The organism is Occallatibacter sp., assembly GCF_049582745.1.
Lineage (GTDB): Bacteria > Acidobacteriota > Terriglobia > Terriglobales > Acidobacteriaceae > Telmatobacter.
On the sequence record NZ_JBAUUO010000153.1, the window covers coordinates 45,330 to 63,861 of the forward strand.

An 18,532-nucleotide genomic window follows, 5' to 3' on the forward strand; every position below is an offset into this window, starting at 1 on the left:
TCATTACATGCATCGGGTTACGCACCGCAGAAGCCCTCCCTGCGGTGCAAATCACCGCACAAATCCCGCCCGGCCTCTCGTTGTAGTCTGTTCTTTGGTCTTCGCACCCTGCGCCCTTTCGGCGCGCTAATCCATCAACCGAAGATCGCCAGGAGCGCTACCGTGAGTTCTTCCACAAGTACGGTCAAAACAATTCGCCGGGCACTGCTCAGCGTTACAGATAAAACCGGGCTCGTTGAGCTTGCCAAAGCACTCGCCGGCTTCGGCGTCGAGCTGATCTCCACCGGCGGCTCGGCCCGTGCCCTGCGTGATTCCGGACTGACCGTGAAGGACATCAGCGACCTTACCGGCTTCCCCGAGATGCTCGATGGCCGCGTCAAGACCCTCCACCCGCGCGTGCACGGCGGCCTGCTCTACATCCGCGGCAATGCCGAACATGAAGCCGCCGTGGCTGCTCACCAAATCCAGCCCATCGACATGGTGGTTGTGAACCTCTATGCCTTCGAGAAAACCGCCGCGCAGCCCGGCGTCTCCTTCGGCCACCTCATTGAGAACATCGACATCGGCGGTCCATCGATGGTCCGCTCCGCCGCCAAAAACTTTGAAGACGTCGCCATCGTCACCCGCGTTTCCGATTATCCCGCTCTCATCCAGGAACTCGTCAGCAATCACGGTGCCATCACACGCGAAACACGTTGGCGCTTGGCAAAGCAGGCCTTCGCCACCACCGCCGCCTATGACTCCGCCATTGCCAACACCCTCGACTCGATCGCCACCGCGCCCGCTCCGGCAAATGCCGCTTCTCCAGACACAAATGCCTTCCCATCGACGCTACGTATCAACATGCCTCTCGCTCAATCGCTGCGCTACGGCGAAAATCCTCATCAGCGCGCGGCGCTCTACAGCGACGGTTCCGGACTCGGTGTAGCCGGCGCCACCCAACTTCAAGGCAAGGAACTCAGCTTCAACAACCTCGTCGATCTCGATGCCTGCTGGGAACTCGTGCAGGAATTCGACGATCCCGCCGTCATCATCGTGAAACACACCAACCCATGCGGTGCCGCAACCGGCCACTCTATCCTCGAGGCCTACCTGAAAGCCCTCGCCTGCGATCCGGTCTCGGCATTCGGGAGCGTCGTCGGCATCAATCGCGCGGTAGATGCTGAAGCCGCCGCCGAAATCGCAAGACTCTTCGTCGAAGCGATCGCCGCGCCGGCCTTCACCCCGGAAGCCCGCGAGCGTTTCGCCGCCAAGAAGAACCTTCGCCTCGTCGAAGTCCGCAACGCCCCAACCCGTCCCGTCGTTAAGCACGTATCCGGAGGCTTACTCCTGCAGGACGCCGATACCGGCCGCGTCACCGAAGATGAGCTCAAAGTCGTCACCTGGCGTCCGCCCACGGCCGAAGAACTCCGCAGCCTCATCTTCGCCTGGCGCGTCTGCAAGCACGTCAAATCCAACGCCATCGTCTACGCGCGAGACGGCCAGACCGTCGGCATCGGCGCCGGCCAGATGAGCCGTGTTGACGCCGCCCGATTCGGCGCCCAGAAAGCCGTCCTCCCGCTTAAGGGAACCGTTGCCGCCTCCGACGCATTCTTCCCGTTCCCCGACGGACTTGAGACCGTAGCAGCCGCCGGAGCCACCGCCGTCATTCAACCCGGCGGATCCGTGAAGGATGACGACGTGATCGCCGCCGCCGACCGCCTCGGGATCGCCATGGTCTTTACCGGAATCAGGCATTTCCGCCACTGATCCCGAGCCTATTTCACGACGTAAGCCCTATGCGCGCAGGCTCAAGCCGGGTTCGATGGATACAATCTCACGGCGGATCGGCTTTTCCGCCCGAAATATATCCGTTACCAGGCTGGCGAAATCCCGCGAATCGGTTAGTTCCCTGCGACTATTCACGGGTAAAATCGTCTTTAACAGCAGGCGGGCTGGCCGGTACGCCGTCGGCATCAAAGCTCTTGACTGGCCAGACAGGTGGGGTATCTACCTAGCCTGAAACTGACACACTGGATCCCCGAGGATCATGAAAATAAAAACATTATCGCCATTCCTATGGCTGCCGCTTGTCGCTTCTCTGGTTGCAGCGACCGCCGTGTCGGCACAATCCGATGCCACTCCGCCCCACAGCACTCCGCCACAGCCGGCTTCGCCGCCAACGGCCAGCGCTACCAGCGGCAACGCCGACCAGAAGCCGGCATCTGCTTCACCTTCCACGGCCGTCCCTGACCGCGCCCAGTCGTATTACCACTCTGCCCTCGCGCACATTTACGAGGAGCAAGCCATCGCCTCCGGCCGGCCCGAATACATGCGCCACGCCGTTGAGGAATACAAGACCGCGCTGAGCGCCGATCCCAATTCGCCCGAATTGAATGACGAACTGGCAGATTTGTATCTCCGCACCGGGCAGGTGCGCGATGCCGAGTCGACCGCCCGCGGCCTGCTCAAGAGTTCCCCGAACGACATTGATGCGCATCGTCTACTCGGCCGCATCTATTTGCGTCAATTGAGCGAAGCGCAGAACGCGGTATCCTCTTCGTCCCCCAACGGCAACACCCTGGACAAGGCCATCGGCGAATTTGAAACGATCGTTTCGCTGGATCCCAGGAGTGTGGAAGATCGCATGGTGCTCGGCAAGCTCTACACGGTCAAACACCAGAACGAAAAAGCCGAAGCGCAGTTCAAGGCTGCCCGGGACATCGATCCCGATTCGGAAGATGTGGTTCTGAATCTCTCCCGCCTGTTTGCCGAGAACGGCGACCTTGCCCACTCCGCGAAGGTCATCGAGTCGGTCGCTGTGTCCGAACGCACTCCCAAAATGGAGTTCGCGCTGGGAGCGGTCTATGACCAGTTAAAGCGTCCCAAAGACGCGATTGAGGCATACAAGCGCGCCACCGATCTGGACCCCGATGACGTGCATACCATGGGGGCACTGGCGCAGGCGCTGCTCAACGACAATCAGCTCGACGCCGCTCTCAAGGAATTTCAGCAAATCGCAGCGGCAGACCCCGAAGACGCAGGCGCCACGATTCACATCGGCGAAATCCTCCGCCGCCAGGGCAAGTACGAAGAAGCGCTGACGACCGTGAAGAAAGCCGTGAAGAAGGACCCTGATTCGCCCGAGGCCGGTTACAACGAGGGACTGCTCCTCGACGTTCTTGGCCGCTACGACGAGTCGGCGCAGGTCTACGAACACATGGTCGACCTGACTTCTCATGCCAACGGCGCTTATACCGCGGACGAAAAGAACAATCGCGCCATCTTTCTTGAGCGGCTGGGTGCGGTTTACCACGAGCAGAACAAGGTCGACGAAGCCATCGCGACCTATCAGAAAATGATCGAACTCGGCGGCGATTATTCCTTGCGCGGATACCAGGGCGAGGTCGACGTCTACCGCGACGCAAAGATGTTCGATAAGGCCATCGAAGTTTCGCGCAAAGCCGTCGAAACCAATCCAAAAGATCGCGATCTCAAGCTCATGCTCGCCGGTGAGCTTGTAGACCAGGGCAAGGAGGAAGAGGGCGTTGCCATGGCCAAGGGCATGCTCAAGAATACCTCCGACGATCGCGAGGTCTGGTTGGCCCTGGGACAAATCTACACCCGCGTCCACAAGTGGAAGGAAGCGGAGGATGCCTTGAACAAGGCGACCCCGCTAACGACCAAAAAGGATGACAACATTTACCTGTTGTTCCTCAAGGGCGGTCTGGCCGAGCGCCAGAAGCACACCGAACAGGCCGAACAGTACTTCCACCAGGCGCTTGAACTCGATCCTAACAACGCGGCTGTCCTCAACTACCTCGGCTACATGCTTGCCGATAAGGGTACTCGGCTGCCTGAAGCGCTCAAGATGATCCGCAAGGCCGTTGAAATCGAACCGATGAACGGCGCCTACCTCGACTCGCTCGGCTGGGCCTATTTCAAGCTCGGCCAATATGAGCTGGCCGAGGAGAACCTGCGCCAGGCCGTTGAGCGTGATCAGACCGATCCCACGGTCCACGACCACCTCGGCGATCTCTACGAGAAGACCGGGCGCATTCGCCTCGCTGCGGCGCAGTGGGAGCTTTCCTTGACCGAGTTCTCGAAATCCGCGCCTCCCGATGTGGAGCCGACCGAGGTGGCCAAGGTGCAGAAGAAACTGGAAACTGCTCGCGTCAGACTCGCCAAACAGGAAAATACAACAAACCAGAACAAACCCGAGTAGCGAAAGACACGCTGAATGCCTGGGAACAAGAAGGGCGGCCAATCATCTGGCCGCCCTTCATGTTTACCGCCGTTGGCTGAGGAAGCCCGGCACGGGCTATGCAATTCCTGCAAAGCGGGCCGTTTCGCTTGTGGGCAATGGTTCAGCCGGGGGCGGGAGCGTTTTGTGATGCGTCAATGAGCGCTTCACAATAAAAACTTCATCTAGATAAATCCGTGCATTCCCTTCCAGATCGAGAAAACCTGTATTGCTGTCCCTGCAGAGGTTCTGCGCCTCCTCCGTCAGAACAGGAGCTATCAGAACCGGCGTTGTCTCGCCGGGGAATCGCGCATGCAGCGTTCGCAACTGCAGAAACGTGCGCTGCAGTTCGATTGGGGAGCAGTCGCACACCAGCTTGCAGACCAGTCTGTGCGCATGTCCATAGATTTCGACATGGGCAAGGATGGTGCTATCTCCGCGATGCCGATGCGATTCCGTCTTGATTTCCTTGATCTTCACCACGGAAATCTGACTCAGGGTCTGCCGCAAAGCTTCTATTGCTTCATTCTCTAGTTGCTTTTTCATAGAAACCACGCTTTCGTAGCGGAAAAATCCACCGTCCTGCTCACTCTGATTTATAAACGGCAACTAAAGGGCGGTTGATCCCGCAAAAAATCATGCTGCCACAGCTTTTTTCGGCAGCTCAAACCCGTACCATTCACACTGACGAAAGCGGCCCCATGCCGAACATGCTGTCTTCCTTTTCGTTAGACGGACGCAGCCTGAATGCGTTGTTTCCGGCTGGGGTCATCGCCAGCCGGCGATCGTTATGTGCGCCAACCCGGTGGGAGACCTTGGAGTTAAGCCATACACAAAGACGTGGATCGTGGATCTCCGGTTCCCCGCGCCAGAATTCCGGAGACAAGCCGCATTGAATCTCTAGATGATCCAATCGCAGCTCAATGACTCGAATGCTCTTCGGAAAATATCGGCGCACGTTCCGTGAGCCGACGCACAGTCCGGTGACTTCGGTGCCCGTCAATTGTGTTTTGACCACCATCGCTCGCCTCGCATTCTTTTCCCGGAATTGAGCGTATCGAGCCCGGTCAATCACCACATTGACTGCTTGCACAATCCCAGCAGAGAGTCGCGGAACCACGCAGAACAGCCCATTTGCTGCTTATGTTGGACCCATTTTCGTGCCACGTCAAGTGGCCCTCACGCAGCTTTGATCAGATATTCTTGGAATCGATTTACCGTAGTGTTTATGCCGTTCTCAAATCCATCCATGCAATTCTGCTTCCACAAAAAATGCTGCAGCTTCCAATTCTGTGAAGCTGCCGCCGACTCCGATATTCAGTTCGCCAAAAGACTGCGATCTTTGCCTGTGCACTCGCTACTGGTGTGCCGCTGCCGATGCAATGTACGCATCGACATTACGCTTGTCCACGAGCGATGTGCCCGTATCCACAAATACTGGGAATGGAGAAAACGCATCCTGGCTATAATCCGTCGTCAGCGACGGCGGCGGAGAATGGAATATCTCATCCAGCGAACGTAGGCCGACATAGCCCATGGTGAATGGCTTCTGCGCCACCGTTGCGTTGATTGTCCCGCTCTTGATTCCATCCAGCGTATCCTGGTTCACGTCCCAGGCAATCAGCAGCCTGTCGGTTTGGCCGGTTCTCTTGATCGCGTCCGACACCATCTTGCCCGAGGCTGATTCAAGGCAGACAAATGCGTCGATCTTCTTGGGTCCCGTCAGCGCCATCAACTGCTGCGTCTTGTCGAAAGCCGTGCGCGCATCGCTCTTGATGTCGATCACGTCAACAACATGAATATTCGGCCGAGTGTCCAACACATCCTTGAAGCCCTTCAGCCGCTCTTCCATGTTCGGCTGTCCTGAAATCGTGAAGAAGACCACGTTGCCGGAGCCGCCCAATTGCTCAATGACGCGGTGGCCACCCATCCTGCCGGCTTCCAGATTGTTGGTGCCGATAAAGAAAAGCCTCTTGCTGCCCACCGCATCGGAGTCGATCGTAATCACCGGAACCCCGGCGCCGATCGCCGCATCAATCGCAGGCCCCAGCACTGAAACATCGGCCACGGAAATCAGGATGCCGGCAGGCTTTGCCGCAACCGCCTTCTGCAGTTCAGTCAGTTCTGCCTGCGGATCGTAGTTCTCAGGTCCCACAACCTTCGCGGTCACCTGGTACTCTGCTGCCGCCTTGTTAAACCCCTTTGCGGCTGTTTGCCAATATGGCAATGCCATGTTCGACGAAACCAGGTAAAAAACTTCCTTTTTTGAATGCCTGCCGCAGCCTGTCGTGAATGCAACTCCAAGGGCCACGAGGGCCAATCCAACACATTTCATCGTCTTCATTCTTGCCTCCTGTGCGAATGTGAAGAATTTCGGAATGCGCGAAATTTCGACGCCTGCCCGCGCACTTTCTAAAATCGGCAGGATCGTACTCCCGGACCCGGGCGATTGTCCAATTCTGCCGCAGCATGGATTCTATAGCACTCCACATGGTGCAGCATCGTGACTATCAACACGTTCATCGCAATTTCTCGACAGAACCTGTCTTGATCTGTCTCACAATCCCAAGTCGCCGTGCATACGCACCCTCCGCTGCGATATAACCAGACCAAGACCAATTCCGGATGAATTCTCGATCCAAACAAAATGAAGCACTGCCGCCCGACATTGCCGTCGACCAAAACGGCGATCTCGCTACCCGCATTCATCCCGAGCCGCCGCATCCCTATCGGTCTGCCTTCGCCCGCGATGGCGCCCGCATTCTTCACGCCCGCGCATTCCGGCGGCTGGCAGGAAAAACCCAGGTCTTCTCCCGCCTCGCGCGCAATCTGCCCGGCGACCACTCCCGCAGCCGGCTAACCCACACGCTTGAAGTAGCCCAGATCTCCCGCACGCTCGCCGCCGCTCTCGGCTTGAATCGCGAACTCGCCGAGGCCCTCGCCCTTGCCCACGACATCGGTCATCCCCCCTTCGGCCATGCGGGCGAAAAAGCCCTCGATACCGCTTTGCGGCAGCATGGCCTCGGCTTTGACCACAACCTGCACGCTCTCCGCATCGTCACCTGGTTTGAAGAGCGCTATCCGGCCTGGCGCGGCCTCAACCTCACCCTTGCGGTGCGCGAAGGCATCGTCAAGCACTCGCGCGACTACTCCAGCGCCACTCATCCTGAACTCGCGCCGTACTTCCTCGATCTGCGTCCTCCGCTCGAGGCGCAAATGATCGACCTCGCCGACGAAATCGCCTACCTCACCGCCGACTTCGACGATGGCCTCGACTCCGGCATCCTCACCGTCCAAGGCGTCTGCCAACATGTGCCGCTTTTCCGTCGCTTTTACGACGAGGTAACAGCGCAATATCCCCATGCACTGTCTAAGCAGGCTATTTACGAAACCCTCAACCGCATGCTCAACGCGTTGGTCACCGATCTGATCGAAGAAGTCCGCAATCGCGTGGCCGCCATCGGTGCCACTACGCTCGACGACATCCGCCGCGCGCCCAACAGAATCGCAGCGCTCAGTCCCGCCATGGAAGCCGAACGCGCCGCCGCCAAGAGCTATCTCTATACCCACTTTTACAACTCGCCCGGAATGGAAGAAGAGCACGAACGCGCCGCCCAGGTCGTTCAGGGACTCTTCGCGGCTCTGATGGCCGATCCAACGCTTCTGCCCGCCGACCACCAGTCACAGATTCCAAGCGAAGGCCTGGCACGCACCGTAGCCGACTACATCGCAGGCATGACCGACAGCTACATCGAGCAGCTGTGGCTACGGCATTGCCAGTCATAGGGCAGCCGCAGACCTCGAACTCGACTATCATGATGCTGGTCCCGATATGCGCAAATATCTGTTCGCTTTAGCAGCCATTGCCTTATGCGTGCCAAAGCCTTTAAGTATCGCGGCCCCCCGAACGCAACGAACCCCGGCCGCCGAAAATGCCGAAAATCCTCAATCTCCAAACGAACCGGAGTTCACAACGCTCCGTGTCACTACGCGCGAAGTCCTGGTCGATCTGATCGCACTCGATCGCCGCAACCAGCCGGTCCTCGATCTTAAGCCCGCCGAACTTCAGGTGTCTGAGGCAGCAGAATTCGAAACAACTAAAAAGCGAAAACACCGGGCATTTCGCTCCATCGCATCGCAATCCTCCGAGCCCATCAGCAGTTTTTCCATCGTAGACCCCACAAAATCGCCCTCTTCCAAAAACGATGCAGAGACCGGCGTCCGCATTGCCACAAGCTGTCTTGAGCGCTCCACAGTCCACTATCTGCTCGCATTCCATCCCGGGCCAGATGGGTGGACGAGCGGTCATCACCGTATCGCGATTTCCAGCAGTCGCCCTCGAATCAAACTCTTCTACCGTCACGAATACTACGTTGGGCTCGCCGTGCCGCCCCCCGATGCTCCCGTTCTAAAAAAAGAAACAATAGATCAGATTCTGCGACAATCGGCCTGCTATTACCCCGTCACTCCACTCTCCTTCACGCTTCAGGCCAGCCTCGTCAACACCGGGCGAACCGATGTGTTCCGTTACCTCGTTACCCTCGACGCCAGTTCGCTTTCTTTTCTCACACTCCATAGCGATCCAGAAGATAGAGGTTTTACGGGGATCGATCGCAGAGTCGATCTCGATTACGGAATCTGCAATTTCGATGACACTGGACATCCCATCAGCTATTACCATGCACCGCTTGAGAAAATCCTTACCTCGGCCGATTATGCTCGCACCCTCGATCGCGGGTTTCCCCATCTGCTCGAGTTTCCCGCGTCAAAGCGCATTGCTTTGACGCGTGTGGTTGCCCGCGACCGCGCAACCGGCAATCTCGGAGCCGTAGACGTTACACTCGCTCAGTCCGAGACTGCGCCGGCCTCGGAGGGTTCATCTGCCGACTCGCAAACCGCCGCCGATCTCAAAACCTATCAGGATCGTCTGAATATTGAATGGGGATCGGGTACTCACAAACAACCTTCGGCCTGGATACATGATGTGGCTGGACCGATCGGTTCCTTCGGCTCCATCGTGGCGTCCCCACACTCTTTCTGCGGGGACGTTTATGAATTGCCGGATGCCTCCGCCCGTCTTCCCGACTTTCGTGCGCTCGATCCAATCGGAGCAATCTACACGTCGTCGCTTGATGTCCCCAACCAGACCTTTTCAAACACGAGCGGCATACCCGGCGTGACTCCACGCACAAACCTCTTCGGAATTGACTATCACGCAGCATTCTGGGTGCAAGATGCCGGCGAGTACCAATTCCTGATGGCTTCAGACGATGGGGCAATTCTCCAAATCGACGACCAAGCGGTCATCGATCTCGACGGACTCCATTCCGTAAACGCGGGCGCCGCCCACGTTCAACTTGATCAAGGTCTCCACACCATCCACGTGCCCTACTACCAAGGCGCGGTTGATTCTGTTGCCCTCGAACTGTGGGTAAGAAAACCCGGAGCAACAGACTGGGTCCTCTTCAATTTGAGTGATTACAGCGCACCAGGTTCCAAAGCGAACTAACCCATCAGCGAAGCGGCCCTCTCTCCAGGCGCCATGTTCTCCCTCGTCAACAGCGACGAATAGCAATGATGCGATCTGTGGACTCCCGAGTGCAAATCACGCGGGGAGAACAGACCACTGCTTCACCGTTTCACTGTTCACTGTGTTTTCACTGTTTCACTGTTTCACTGCTTCACTGTTTCACTATTCACTGCACCGTCCCCTGCGGCCTCAGCCGTCGCAGGTCCAGCGCACACTCCACCGCATTCTGCGCGTACAGGCGCAGATTGTCTGAAGCCGCCCACAACCACAGGCGCGACGATTCATTCGCATTGCGCGGACCAGGCTCCAGCCGCAGCCGCACCAATACATCGTTCTGTCCCGTTGCCGTCAGGTTTGAAGGCGAATCCGTGTCTTCAAGCACCAGGTCGACATGATCTCCGCTCAACGCATCCTCCAGCGCCGACACATCCACCGGCCGCTCCAGCTCCGCAAAAATCGAGAATCCATGACCGTGAAATACCGGCGCGCTGATCGTCTGTATTGCCAGAGCCGGCAGCCGTCTTCCCGCCAGGGCCGCATACTGCCGCCGAATCCTGCCGTCTATCGCAAGCATGCTCGCCTTGGCATTTTCGCCAAACCCGCAGAGCAGGTTGTACGCCAGCTGCGCATCGAACGTCTCCCGCGGAATCGACTGGAAGCTCAGCAGGTTTACAGTCTGCTGATGCAATTCATCCATCCCCGCGCGCCCGAATTCACTCGACGGCAGTAGCACTGTCGCCGCAGCCTGCCGCACGGGCGCTGCCTGCTGCAGCCGCTCCATCAACAGCGCCAGGGCCAGTGCCGCTGGATGTGCCGGCACAACCGCCGGTGTAAACAGATCGGCCGCAACCTCCTGTGCCCCCACCCAGGGCGAGCGCACCAGCACTCCCGTCTCCTGGTCCAGTGCTCCTGAGAGATCCAGTACCGTCGATCCCGCCCGCAGCGCTTCGCGCCAGTGCTTCCGCGTCAGGCTCTCGGTGCCGCAAAAGAATGTGAAGTCCAGGTGCTCGAATGAGTCCGCGCCGATCGCCTGCACAAACGTGACCTCGTCGCCAAGTTGATCGAGTTGGCCGAGTCCCTCGTCCTCATCAAAAAGCACGATCTCGTTCGCAGCGAGTGAGGACTCCGTGAGAGCATCCTTCAGCTCCTTACCAAGCAGCGTCGCAGCTCCAACAATCGCAATCTTGTACACAGGCTTCCTTCTTGTCGTTTGAACTTATGTGTGATGCGGATCCAGATCAGCGTTCGGGCCCTCCGGCAGTCTCGGCGCTTCCGTTTTCTGCCCACGCCGCCGTCGCCGCGACCATCCATACGCCGCCCGCGCCCAGATCCCAGAAAACATGTAGATCAGCGCGATCGAAAACAGTACGACCTCTGAGAACCTGATCATCATATAGAGCACGATTGCCATCACCAGGATCAGTCGGAAGGGATGGCTGCGGCTGAGATCGATCTCCTTGCCCGACCAGAAGCGCCACGTGCTCACCATCAGAAATCCGGCCAACCCGACAAGTCCAAGCCACAGGCAAGACACCCACCACGCCTGTACTGGAATCCCCCCGCAGAAATGCACAGTCGCTGCCAGCAACCCCGCCGCCGCCGGAATCGGCATTCCTACAAAATACTTTCGGTCCGGCCGTCCCGGATTTCTCGGCTTCGGATCCTTACTGATGTTGAAGCGCGCCAGTCGCGATGCCCCACCAATCAAAAACAAGAAGCAGATAAATGGCCCGGCTTGTATCAGGTGCAGCCGCAACTGCGGATTGATGGTGTCCGGCAGAAAATAAAATCCCCACACATACGCCAGCAAGCTCGGCGCAACCCCAAACGTGATCACGTCCGCAAGCGAATCGAGTTCCCGGCCAAAATCGCTCGCCGTGTTGGTCATGCGCGCGATCCGTCCGTCCAGCGAATCAAATGGAATAGCCACAAGGATCGCGATCGCTGCCAGATCAAGATGCGTCAGCGTGCGATTCGCCATCGCGTTGCCGCTGATGGCCGCAATCGTCTGCGTAATCGCAAAATACCCCGCGCCAATATTCAGTGCTGTAAAGAAAGAAGGCAGAATGAACATCCCGCGACGCAGCCGCGCCCGGTTCTTCGCTTTGGCAAGCGCCGCGTCCCCGGAGTTCAAGCTTCGTCTCCCTCTTCGAATGCCGGCTCCGCGCTTGCGCTTGCTGCCTTCCGCTGGTTGGTCACGCCCACCGCAAGTTCCGACTCCGGCAGTTCGGCGATGATCGAGGCCCCGCCCTTGACGCGCTCGCCGGTCTTCACGCGAATCTCTGCTTCCGACGGCAGAATAATGTCCGTCCGCGACCCAAACTTGATCAGTCCCACGCGCTGTCCGCGCTCCACGCGGTCGCCTTCGCGATGGTTGAAGACAATGCGCCGCGCAATCAAACCCGCAATCTGCTTGAAGACGATCTCCATGCCTTCGCCGTGCACGGTCACAATATTCTGTTCGTTGCGCTCGGCGGACTCCACGTTCATCGCATTCAGAAATTTTCCCTTCTGATAGCGAACAGAAGTCACCTCACCCGCGATTGGCGAACGGTTCACATGCACATCGAAGACATTCAGAAAAATGCTTACGCGCTGCCGCGGTCCCCGCGGAGTATCGATGCGTACCGTTTCGGTGACAACCCCGTCGGCAGGGGAAACAATAAGTCCAGCTCCCCTGGGAACGGCGCGCTGCGGATCGCGGAAGAACCAGAGGAAGAACGCGGCCAACAGAATCGGAACGATACTCCAGACCCACGTTCCGGTGGCCCACACCAGCACTCCGCCCACTGCAAGCAGGCTCAAACCGTAGATGTAACCGTCACGAACCATTGTCCCTAACGATTATACGGTTGAATTCAACACAGGGATATCGAAGGGAGACTCCTCAGGTGAGAACGGCCCCACGTCGCGCAGGCGCGCAACTATGCCGTCAAAATCATCGTCACTGGCCCATTCGGCCTGAAACTTTATGCGATTGCCGGGGCCCGATGCTCGAGAGCGTAGATCAGGTCCTTGGCATGAAGTTTCAACTTCTTCAGGCGCACTTCTTCGAGCTGCTCATCCGTAGACAGATAAGGCTTTTGAAGCAATTCTTCCAACCGCTGAGCGTAGCGACGATGTTCGGCGTGGAGACGACCTATTTCTTCGCCCAGCGTGGAGTCATTTATCTCATCCATCAAAGCACCTCCTTGTGTTCTTAATCCAATTTTTATAGTCCTCCCCGCCCGCAATCGGCAAGCGGGAAGGCCCAGGAAAATGACGAAGTCTGTGGAATTCTTAACCCTGCCTCAATCAGAGTGATTAAGATCACGCGATGCCATGCCGAGCCGCCGCATGAACCCGCCCCGACCGCCTACTTCAGCGGCAAACGCATCAGAACAGCATCCTCAACCGGGTCAGCATAGTAGCCTCGTCGCCGGCCTTCCTCAGTGAATCCTAATGACCGATAAAGCCCAAGCGCCGCCCCGCTGCCGGCCCGCACTTCAAGCATGATCTCCCCAACGCCGGTTCGACCCAGCACCCCCGCAAGCGCCGAAAACAGCTCCCGCGCCACCCCCCGGCGCTGAAATTCGCCCGCGACAGCAATCGATTCCAACTCCGCCTCCGGCGGGATAAGACGCGCAACCACAAACCCTGCAACAAACCCGCTTCCATGGTCCTCAGCAACCAGCACAATGCGCTCACGACCAGCGTTCTCAAGCAGCGAATCGTAGACAGAGCGAGGCCATTGCGGTGCCTGCTCCAACCCCGCCGCGATCTCCGCCAGCCGGTCTACGTCCGGCCCCTCAAGCGGGCGAATCCGGAAGCGTGCCTCTTCCGTCATGCGTGATGCACCGTATCCCCAAAAATCTCCGCATCCGACCGCCGCAAGTAGTGCCCATCCAGCAGCGCCAGATCGTCGAAACTCCGCTCCAAAACCCTTGGCAAGCACAGTTCGATCGCATCCCCCGCCGTCGGCGCCAATGTTCGCACCAGCGTCGCCGCTGGCCACGCCCTTGCCAGCAGGCTCTCCGCAGCCTCGTCGCACACTGCGATCGATCCACCTGGCACCGGAACGCCCGCAAGCTCTTCAACCCCGGCCAGCAGCTCCCTCGCCTTCTCGCCGCCCAGCCGCAGAAACACCTCGTGCCGATGCGCATCCAGCGCCGCCGACTCCACACCCGCCTTTGCCGCCATCACCGCCAACCGTGACACTGCCACCACCGGAATCCGGCCCGGCTCAGCCAGCCCCTTCACCGCGCTCAGCCCCACGCGCACACCCGTAAAGCTACCCGGCCCACTCGCCACAACAATGGCCACCAGGTCCGCCAGTTTTACATTGCCTGCCGTCAGCAACTCCTCCACCGCCGCCACCAGCGTCGCCGAATAGCTCCGCCCAGCCAGTTCCGTCTTTCCGAGCATCCGCGCCCCGCCGCCTTCAACCCGCGCCAGCGCCACCGACCCCGTCGGCCCGCACGTGTCCACCCCGAGCACCAGCAACCCTTTCCTGTCCATGCTCTCCGCAACTGATTGACTATCGGGCATCTCCCTCTCAGGATTACACACCCCCGCCCGCCCTCAGCCGGCCCCAATTCCGGTAATCTGTTCTAAGCACTCCCCTGTTTCAAACGGCTGCCTACGGCGCCAAAACGAAGCCTCTTCAACCCCGAAAGGACCAGGCGTTGGCCGCCGCGGCGACATCCACATTCCACGACACGTGGCGACCCCGCGCCAACCCCTGGGCCATCGCCATCACCGTCACCCTCGCCACCTTCATGGAGGCGCTCGACACCTCCATCGCCAACGTCGCCATGCCCCACATCGGCGGCTCGCTCGGCGCCAGCCCCGAAGAGGCCACCTGGGTCCTCACCAGCTACCTCGTCGCCAATGCCATGGTCCTGCCCATCTCGGGCTGGATCGCCAACCGCATCGGGCGCAAGCGCTTCTACATGTCCTGCGTCTTTCTCTTCACCGTCGCATCGCTGCTTTGCGGCTTCGCCCCAACTCTCGGCATGCTCGTCTTCTTCCGCGTTCTGCAAGGCGCAGCCGGCGGCGGCCTGCAGCCCAGCGAGCAGTCCATCCTCGCTGACACCTTCCCGCCCCAGAAACGAAGCATGGCCTTCGCGGTCTACGGAGTCGCCGTCGTCACCGCCCCTGTCCTCGGACCCACCGTCGGCGGCTGGATCGTCGACAACTACACCTGGCGCTGGATCTTCTTTCTCAACATTCCCGTCGGCATCATTTCCCTTTATCTCTCCAACCGCCTCGTCGAAGACCCGCCCTATCTCGCCGAAGTCCGCAAGCGCCGCGAAGGCATCGACTACTGGGGACTCGGCCTCCTCATCATTGCCATCGGCTCTATCCAGATCATGCTCGACAAAGGCCAGGAAGACGACTGGCTCAGTTCCCGCTTCATCGTCACCCTCCTCATCACGGCGATCATCGGACTCACGCTCTTCTTCTGGCGCGAACTCTCCATCGACCACCCCGTGCTCGATCTGCGCCTCTTTGCGCGAAGAAATGTCGGCATGACCCAGCTCGTCATGTTCATGGTCGGCGTCGCGCTCTATTCCTCCACCGTCCTCATTCCCGAATTCCTGCAGGAGATCATGGGCTACTCCGCGAGGCAGGCCGGCATGGCCGTCTCCTCAGGTGGACTTGTGCTGATGCTCTTGTTCCCTGTCGCCGGCGCCCTCGCGCCCAAATTCGACCCCCGCAAACTCGTCGCCGTCGGATTCGTCATCACGACCTTCGGCCTCTGGCGCATGACGACCATCAATCCCAACATCAGCTTCGGACAGGCCGTCAGCTGGCGCGTCTTCATCGCGCTTGGCCTGCCCTTCCTCTTCATCCCCATCAACACGCTCTGCTACTCAGGAATCCCGCAGGAAAAATACAACGAGGTCAGCGGACTCACCGCGCTCATGCGCAATCTCGGCGGCAGCGTCGGCATCAGTTTCATCACCACGCTGCTGGCGCGCCTCAGCCAGAAACATCTCGCCATGCTCGTGCCGAAAGCCGCATCGGGCAATCCACCCTATGACCAGATGCGCGCCGGCCTCGCAGGTGCGTGGGTGCAGCGCGGCTCCGCCATGCCCGACGCCATCAACCACGCCGGCGCACAAATCTACGGCATGGCCCAGATCCAAGCCCGTCTTCTCGCCTATGTCGATGTCGTCTGGGTCATGGTAGCGGTCACCACCGTCCTCATCCCGCTCCCGTTTTTAATGCAGCGCCCCAAGAAACTCCCCGCCGCCCCCCTGGGCCACTGACGAATCCGCCCCCAAACGCTAGTCTGTGCCCCGTTCATCGCGGCTTCATCGCGATGAGCGGGTTGCAATGAATGGTCTGCGAAGGCTCGCCGTCCACTCCGACTCGATCTCCACCACTCCTCGAAGCCCCGTAACGTAGTGCGAAAAGCTGCTCCACTTATACTGCTCCGGCGAGACCACCAGTCCTCGTTTCACAGGATTGCGATGAATGTATCGGATCACTTCGGAGCGGGCCGATTCGCCCCGGATGTTGCCGTCAAAACAGCGTTCCTGCCAGAACCGCTCGCGTTCACCTTTCAATTTGCGCGACGTGGTCTGCTTGAGAGCCTTCACAAGCTGCGCCAGAAGGATCGATGACGGTTCGTTGATGAGCAGGTGGACGTGCTCAGGCATCAGAACGTAAGCATAGATCCTGGCCTGATGACGTGCTCGAACCTGTTCCAGAACAGCCTCGAATGTGTCCTTGGGCTCCGGTGCCTCAAGCAACGGGAGACGGTGAAAGCAACTGAAGGTGATGAAGTGAAGAGCCTCGGCTTTCTGGAACCGCTTCAATCCATATGGCATGGTGTCACCGCAAATAGCAAAGCCGCTTCCAGACCCGCTCATCGCGATAACGCCGCGATGAACGGGGCACAGGCCGTCGTCAAACCCTCAAAGTGTATAGTCTGAATCGATGAGCGGGCCACATGCCTGATAGCTGACGGCTGAAAGCTGTTCTTCACACCGCCTTCAGCGCCTGCTCCAGGTCCGCAATCAGATCATCCTTGTCTTCGATGCCGATCGACAGCCGCACCAACCCCTCGGTGATCCCCACCTTCGCGCGTTCCGCATCCGTAAGTGCGAAATGCGTCGTCGTCGCCGAGTGCGAAGCCAGCGACTCCACCCCACCCAGCGATTCCGCATTCAAGAACAGCTTTAACGCACCAAGAAACTTCCCCGCCTTCTCCCGCGATCCCAGGTCGAAACTCAGCATCGATCCGAATCCGCGCTGCTGCTTCTTCGCCAGTTCATGCTGCGGATGGCTCTTCAATCCCGGATACGCCAGCCGTTTCAGCTTCGGCTGCGTCGAAAGGAACTCCGCCACCGCGCGCCCATTCTCCTCGTGCTGCTTCATGCGCAGCGGCAGCGTCTTGATGCCGCGCAGCACCAGGAAGCATTCAAACGGCGACAGGATTCCGCCCGCCGCCTTCTGCACCAGCAAGAACCGATCCTTGTGCTCCGGCTTCGATCCGATCAGCGCTCCGCCCAATCCATCCGAGTGTCCGTTGAGAAATTTTGTGGTCGAGTGCATCACCACATCCGCACCCAGCGCCAGCGGGCTCTGCAGTGCCGGCGACATGAACGTGTTGTCCACGCTCACCTCAACGCCATGCGCATGCGCAATCTCGCTCACCGCCGCAATATCCGTCAGCACCATCAGCGGATTGGTCGGCGTCTCGATGTGCATCAGCTTCGTATTCGTCTTGATCGCCGCTTTCACCGCATCAAGGTTCGCAGTGTCCACGTACTCAATCTCGATCCCGTAATGTTGAATGATCAGGTTGAAGAGCCGGGTAGTTCCGCCATAGACGTTGGCCGAAACAATCACATGATCGCCCGAACGAAGCGTCGCCACCAGGGCATAGATCGCCGCCATGCCGCTCGCAAATGCGTGACCGCACGTTCCGCCCTCCAGCGCAGCCAGAGCAGTCTCCAGCCTTGCGCGCGTCGGGTTTCCGGCACGCGAATAGTCATACCCCTTGTCGGTGCCGATGCCGGTCAGCTCAAACGTGGAAGAAAGGTAAACGGGGACATTGACGGCGCCGGTCAGCGGGTCAGGATGCTGCCCCGCATGCACGGCGAGAGTTGCGTATTTTTGCTCGGACATGATAATTTGCTGGCTGCTTGCTCCTGGCTTCTAGCTTATCGCGGAGCACCGGTTGCTGGGCGGAAGTGACTCAGCGCTGCCATCCCTTTGCGGAAACTCCGCATCGAACAGCCCTGTACCCGGGCGACCTGGGCACCGAGGAGTAAAACATGGCCACAACCCCAAAAAAATGCGCGAATCCAGCCTGTGGCTGCATTCCACCAGAGAAGCAGAAGTACTGCAGCGCGCACTGCGAAGGCATCGGCGACAAGACCGAAATCATGTGCACCTGCGGCCACGATGGCTGCAGCCACTCCGCCGCGCGCGCGTAAATCGGACGCTGGGTGTGATGGTTTGAACAATATGCAACCATTCGGTTGCCCTGTTTTTTTGCGTCTTTCAGGCAAAGTATTCAGCGGTAAGGACTTGGCTTCGGAAGGGGTCCTGTAATCGCTGTTTTTATTAGACTTAGATCTCAAAGTCTTCAAAAGATGGGACTTAATGGCCTGTCTTGGGCTATTTGCACTGTCTTTGGAGCAGGTCATTCCATAATGCGGTGCTTCGTCCATCATACGGAGCCGGAGAATGCCTCTTCGCAATCGAAGGCGCGGTTTCGCACGAGGGTCGCGCAGGGCCAAGCGGGCTGCGGAAAATGCCACGATCAATGCCACGATCTTTAG

The 18,532-nt window shown here is 58.9% G+C and carries 17 protein-coding genes; 6 read left to right on the forward strand and 11 right to left on the reverse strand.

Features of this window, described 5'->3' with window-relative positions:
- Nucleotides 1-162: 162 nt before the first annotated feature.
- Both purH and WCA10_RS22035 read left to right on the forward strand, forming a co-directional pair.
- The gene (gene purH, locus WCA10_RS22030) at nucleotides 163-1,749 is read left to right on the forward strand and encodes a bifunctional phosphoribosylaminoimidazolecarboxamide formyltransferase/IMP cyclohydrolase (protein WP_472824685.1); all 1,587 of its coding nucleotides are present in this window, start codon (nucleotides 163-165) and stop codon (nucleotides 1,747-1,749) included.
- Nucleotides 1,750-2,029: 280 nt separating this feature from the next.
- Nucleotides 2,030-4,204, forward strand: coding sequence for a tetratricopeptide repeat protein (locus tag WCA10_RS22035; protein ID WP_472824686.1), 2,175 nt, complete (start codon nucleotides 2,030-2,032; stop codon nucleotides 4,202-4,204).
- A gap of 96 nt (nucleotides 4,205-4,300) precedes the next feature.
- On the opposite strand, the gene WCA10_RS22040 is transcribed toward WCA10_RS22035, so the two are convergent.
- From WCA10_RS22040 to WCA10_RS22050, 3 genes are all read right to left on the reverse strand, one after another.
- Nucleotides 4,301-4,768: a hypothetical protein gene (locus tag WCA10_RS22040; protein WP_472824687.1), complete on the reverse strand. Its 468-nt coding sequence runs from the start codon at nucleotides 4,766-4,768 to the stop codon at nucleotides 4,301-4,303.
- Nucleotides 4,769-4,901: 133 nt separating this feature from the next.
- A complete protein-coding gene (locus WCA10_RS22045; RefSeq protein ID WP_472824688.1) occupies nucleotides 4,902-5,243 on the reverse strand; it encodes a hypothetical protein in 342 nt (113 codons plus the stop codon).
- Nucleotides 5,244-5,579: 336 nt separating this feature from the next.
- On the reverse strand, nucleotides 5,580-6,566 hold the full coding sequence (locus WCA10_RS22050; protein WP_472824689.1) for a substrate-binding domain-containing protein: 987 nt from the start codon (nucleotides 6,564-6,566) through the stop codon (nucleotides 5,580-5,582).
- A gap of 281 nt (nucleotides 6,567-6,847) precedes the next feature.
- Here WCA10_RS22050 and dgt point away from each other — a divergent pair, with 281 nt between their 5' ends.
- The gene (gene dgt, locus WCA10_RS22055) at nucleotides 6,848-8,008 is read left to right on the forward strand and encodes a dGTP triphosphohydrolase (protein WP_472824690.1); all 1,161 of its coding nucleotides are present in this window, start codon (nucleotides 6,848-6,850) and stop codon (nucleotides 8,006-8,008) included.
- A 46-nt stretch (nucleotides 8,009-8,054) separates the two neighbouring features.
- The gene (locus tag WCA10_RS22060) at nucleotides 8,055-9,731 is read left to right on the forward strand and encodes a PA14 domain-containing protein (protein WP_472824691.1); all 1,677 of its coding nucleotides are present in this window, start codon (nucleotides 8,055-8,057) and stop codon (nucleotides 9,729-9,731) included.
- A 187-nt stretch (nucleotides 9,732-9,918) separates the two neighbouring features.
- Here the strand turns inward: WCA10_RS22060 and WCA10_RS22065 are convergent, their stop codons facing one another.
- The 6 genes from WCA10_RS22065 to tsaB form a co-directional block, all read right to left on the reverse strand.
- Complete coding sequence (locus tag WCA10_RS22065) at nucleotides 9,919-10,944, reverse strand: Asd/ArgC dimerization domain-containing protein (RefSeq protein ID WP_472824692.1); 1,026 nt, start codon at nucleotides 10,942-10,944, stop codon at nucleotides 9,919-9,921.
- A 24-nt stretch (nucleotides 10,945-10,968) separates the two neighbouring features.
- Entirely contained in the window at nucleotides 10,969-11,886 is a 918-nt protein-coding gene (locus tag WCA10_RS22070; protein WP_472824693.1) for a CDP-alcohol phosphatidyltransferase family protein, read from the reverse strand.
- A complete protein-coding gene (locus WCA10_RS22075) occupies nucleotides 11,883-12,584 on the reverse strand; it encodes a phosphatidylserine decarboxylase family protein (RefSeq protein WP_472824694.1) in 702 nt (233 codons plus the stop codon). Before WCA10_RS22075 ends, WCA10_RS22070 begins: the two co-directional genes overlap by 4 nt.
- Before the next feature lie 137 nt (nucleotides 12,585-12,721).
- Nucleotides 12,722-12,931 (reverse strand): YdcH family protein, encoded by a 210-nt coding sequence (locus tag WCA10_RS22080; protein ID WP_472824695.1) that lies wholly within the window; start codon nucleotides 12,929-12,931, stop codon nucleotides 12,722-12,724.
- A gap of 176 nt (nucleotides 12,932-13,107) precedes the next feature.
- Complete coding sequence (locus WCA10_RS22085) at nucleotides 13,108-13,578, reverse strand: GNAT family N-acetyltransferase (RefSeq protein WP_472824696.1); 471 nt, start codon at nucleotides 13,576-13,578, stop codon at nucleotides 13,108-13,110.
- Nucleotides 13,575-14,279, reverse strand: coding sequence for a tRNA (adenosine(37)-N6)-threonylcarbamoyltransferase complex dimerization subunit type 1 TsaB (tsaB, locus tag WCA10_RS22090; protein ID WP_472824697.1), 705 nt, complete (start codon nucleotides 14,277-14,279; stop codon nucleotides 13,575-13,577). The genes WCA10_RS22085 and tsaB overlap by 4 nt, the downstream gene beginning before the upstream one ends.
- A 137-nt stretch (nucleotides 14,280-14,416) precedes the next feature.
- On the opposite strand from tsaB, the gene WCA10_RS22095 reads away from it, so the two are divergent.
- Entirely contained in the window at nucleotides 14,417-16,006 is a 1,590-nt protein-coding gene (locus WCA10_RS22095; RefSeq protein ID WP_472824698.1) for a DHA2 family efflux MFS transporter permease subunit, read from the forward strand.
- Nucleotides 16,007-16,051: 45 nt separating this feature from the next.
- Here WCA10_RS22095 and WCA10_RS22100 read toward each other — a convergent pair whose 3' ends face one another.
- Entirely contained in the window at nucleotides 16,052-16,612 is a 561-nt protein-coding gene (locus WCA10_RS22100; RefSeq protein ID WP_472824699.1) for an REP-associated tyrosine transposase, read from the reverse strand.
- A 112-nt stretch (nucleotides 16,613-16,724) separates the two neighbouring features.
- The gene (locus tag WCA10_RS22105) at nucleotides 16,725-17,873 is read right to left on the reverse strand and encodes a trans-sulfuration enzyme family protein (protein ID WP_472824700.1); all 1,149 of its coding nucleotides are present in this window, start codon (nucleotides 17,871-17,873) and stop codon (nucleotides 16,725-16,727) included.
- Between the two features lie 149 nt (nucleotides 17,874-18,022).
- Here WCA10_RS22105 and WCA10_RS22110 point away from each other — a divergent pair, with 149 nt between their 5' ends.
- Nucleotides 18,023-18,184, forward strand: coding sequence for a hypothetical protein (locus WCA10_RS22110; RefSeq protein ID WP_472824701.1), 162 nt, complete (start codon nucleotides 18,023-18,025; stop codon nucleotides 18,182-18,184).
- The last annotated feature ends 348 nt before the right edge of the window (nucleotides 18,185-18,532 follow it).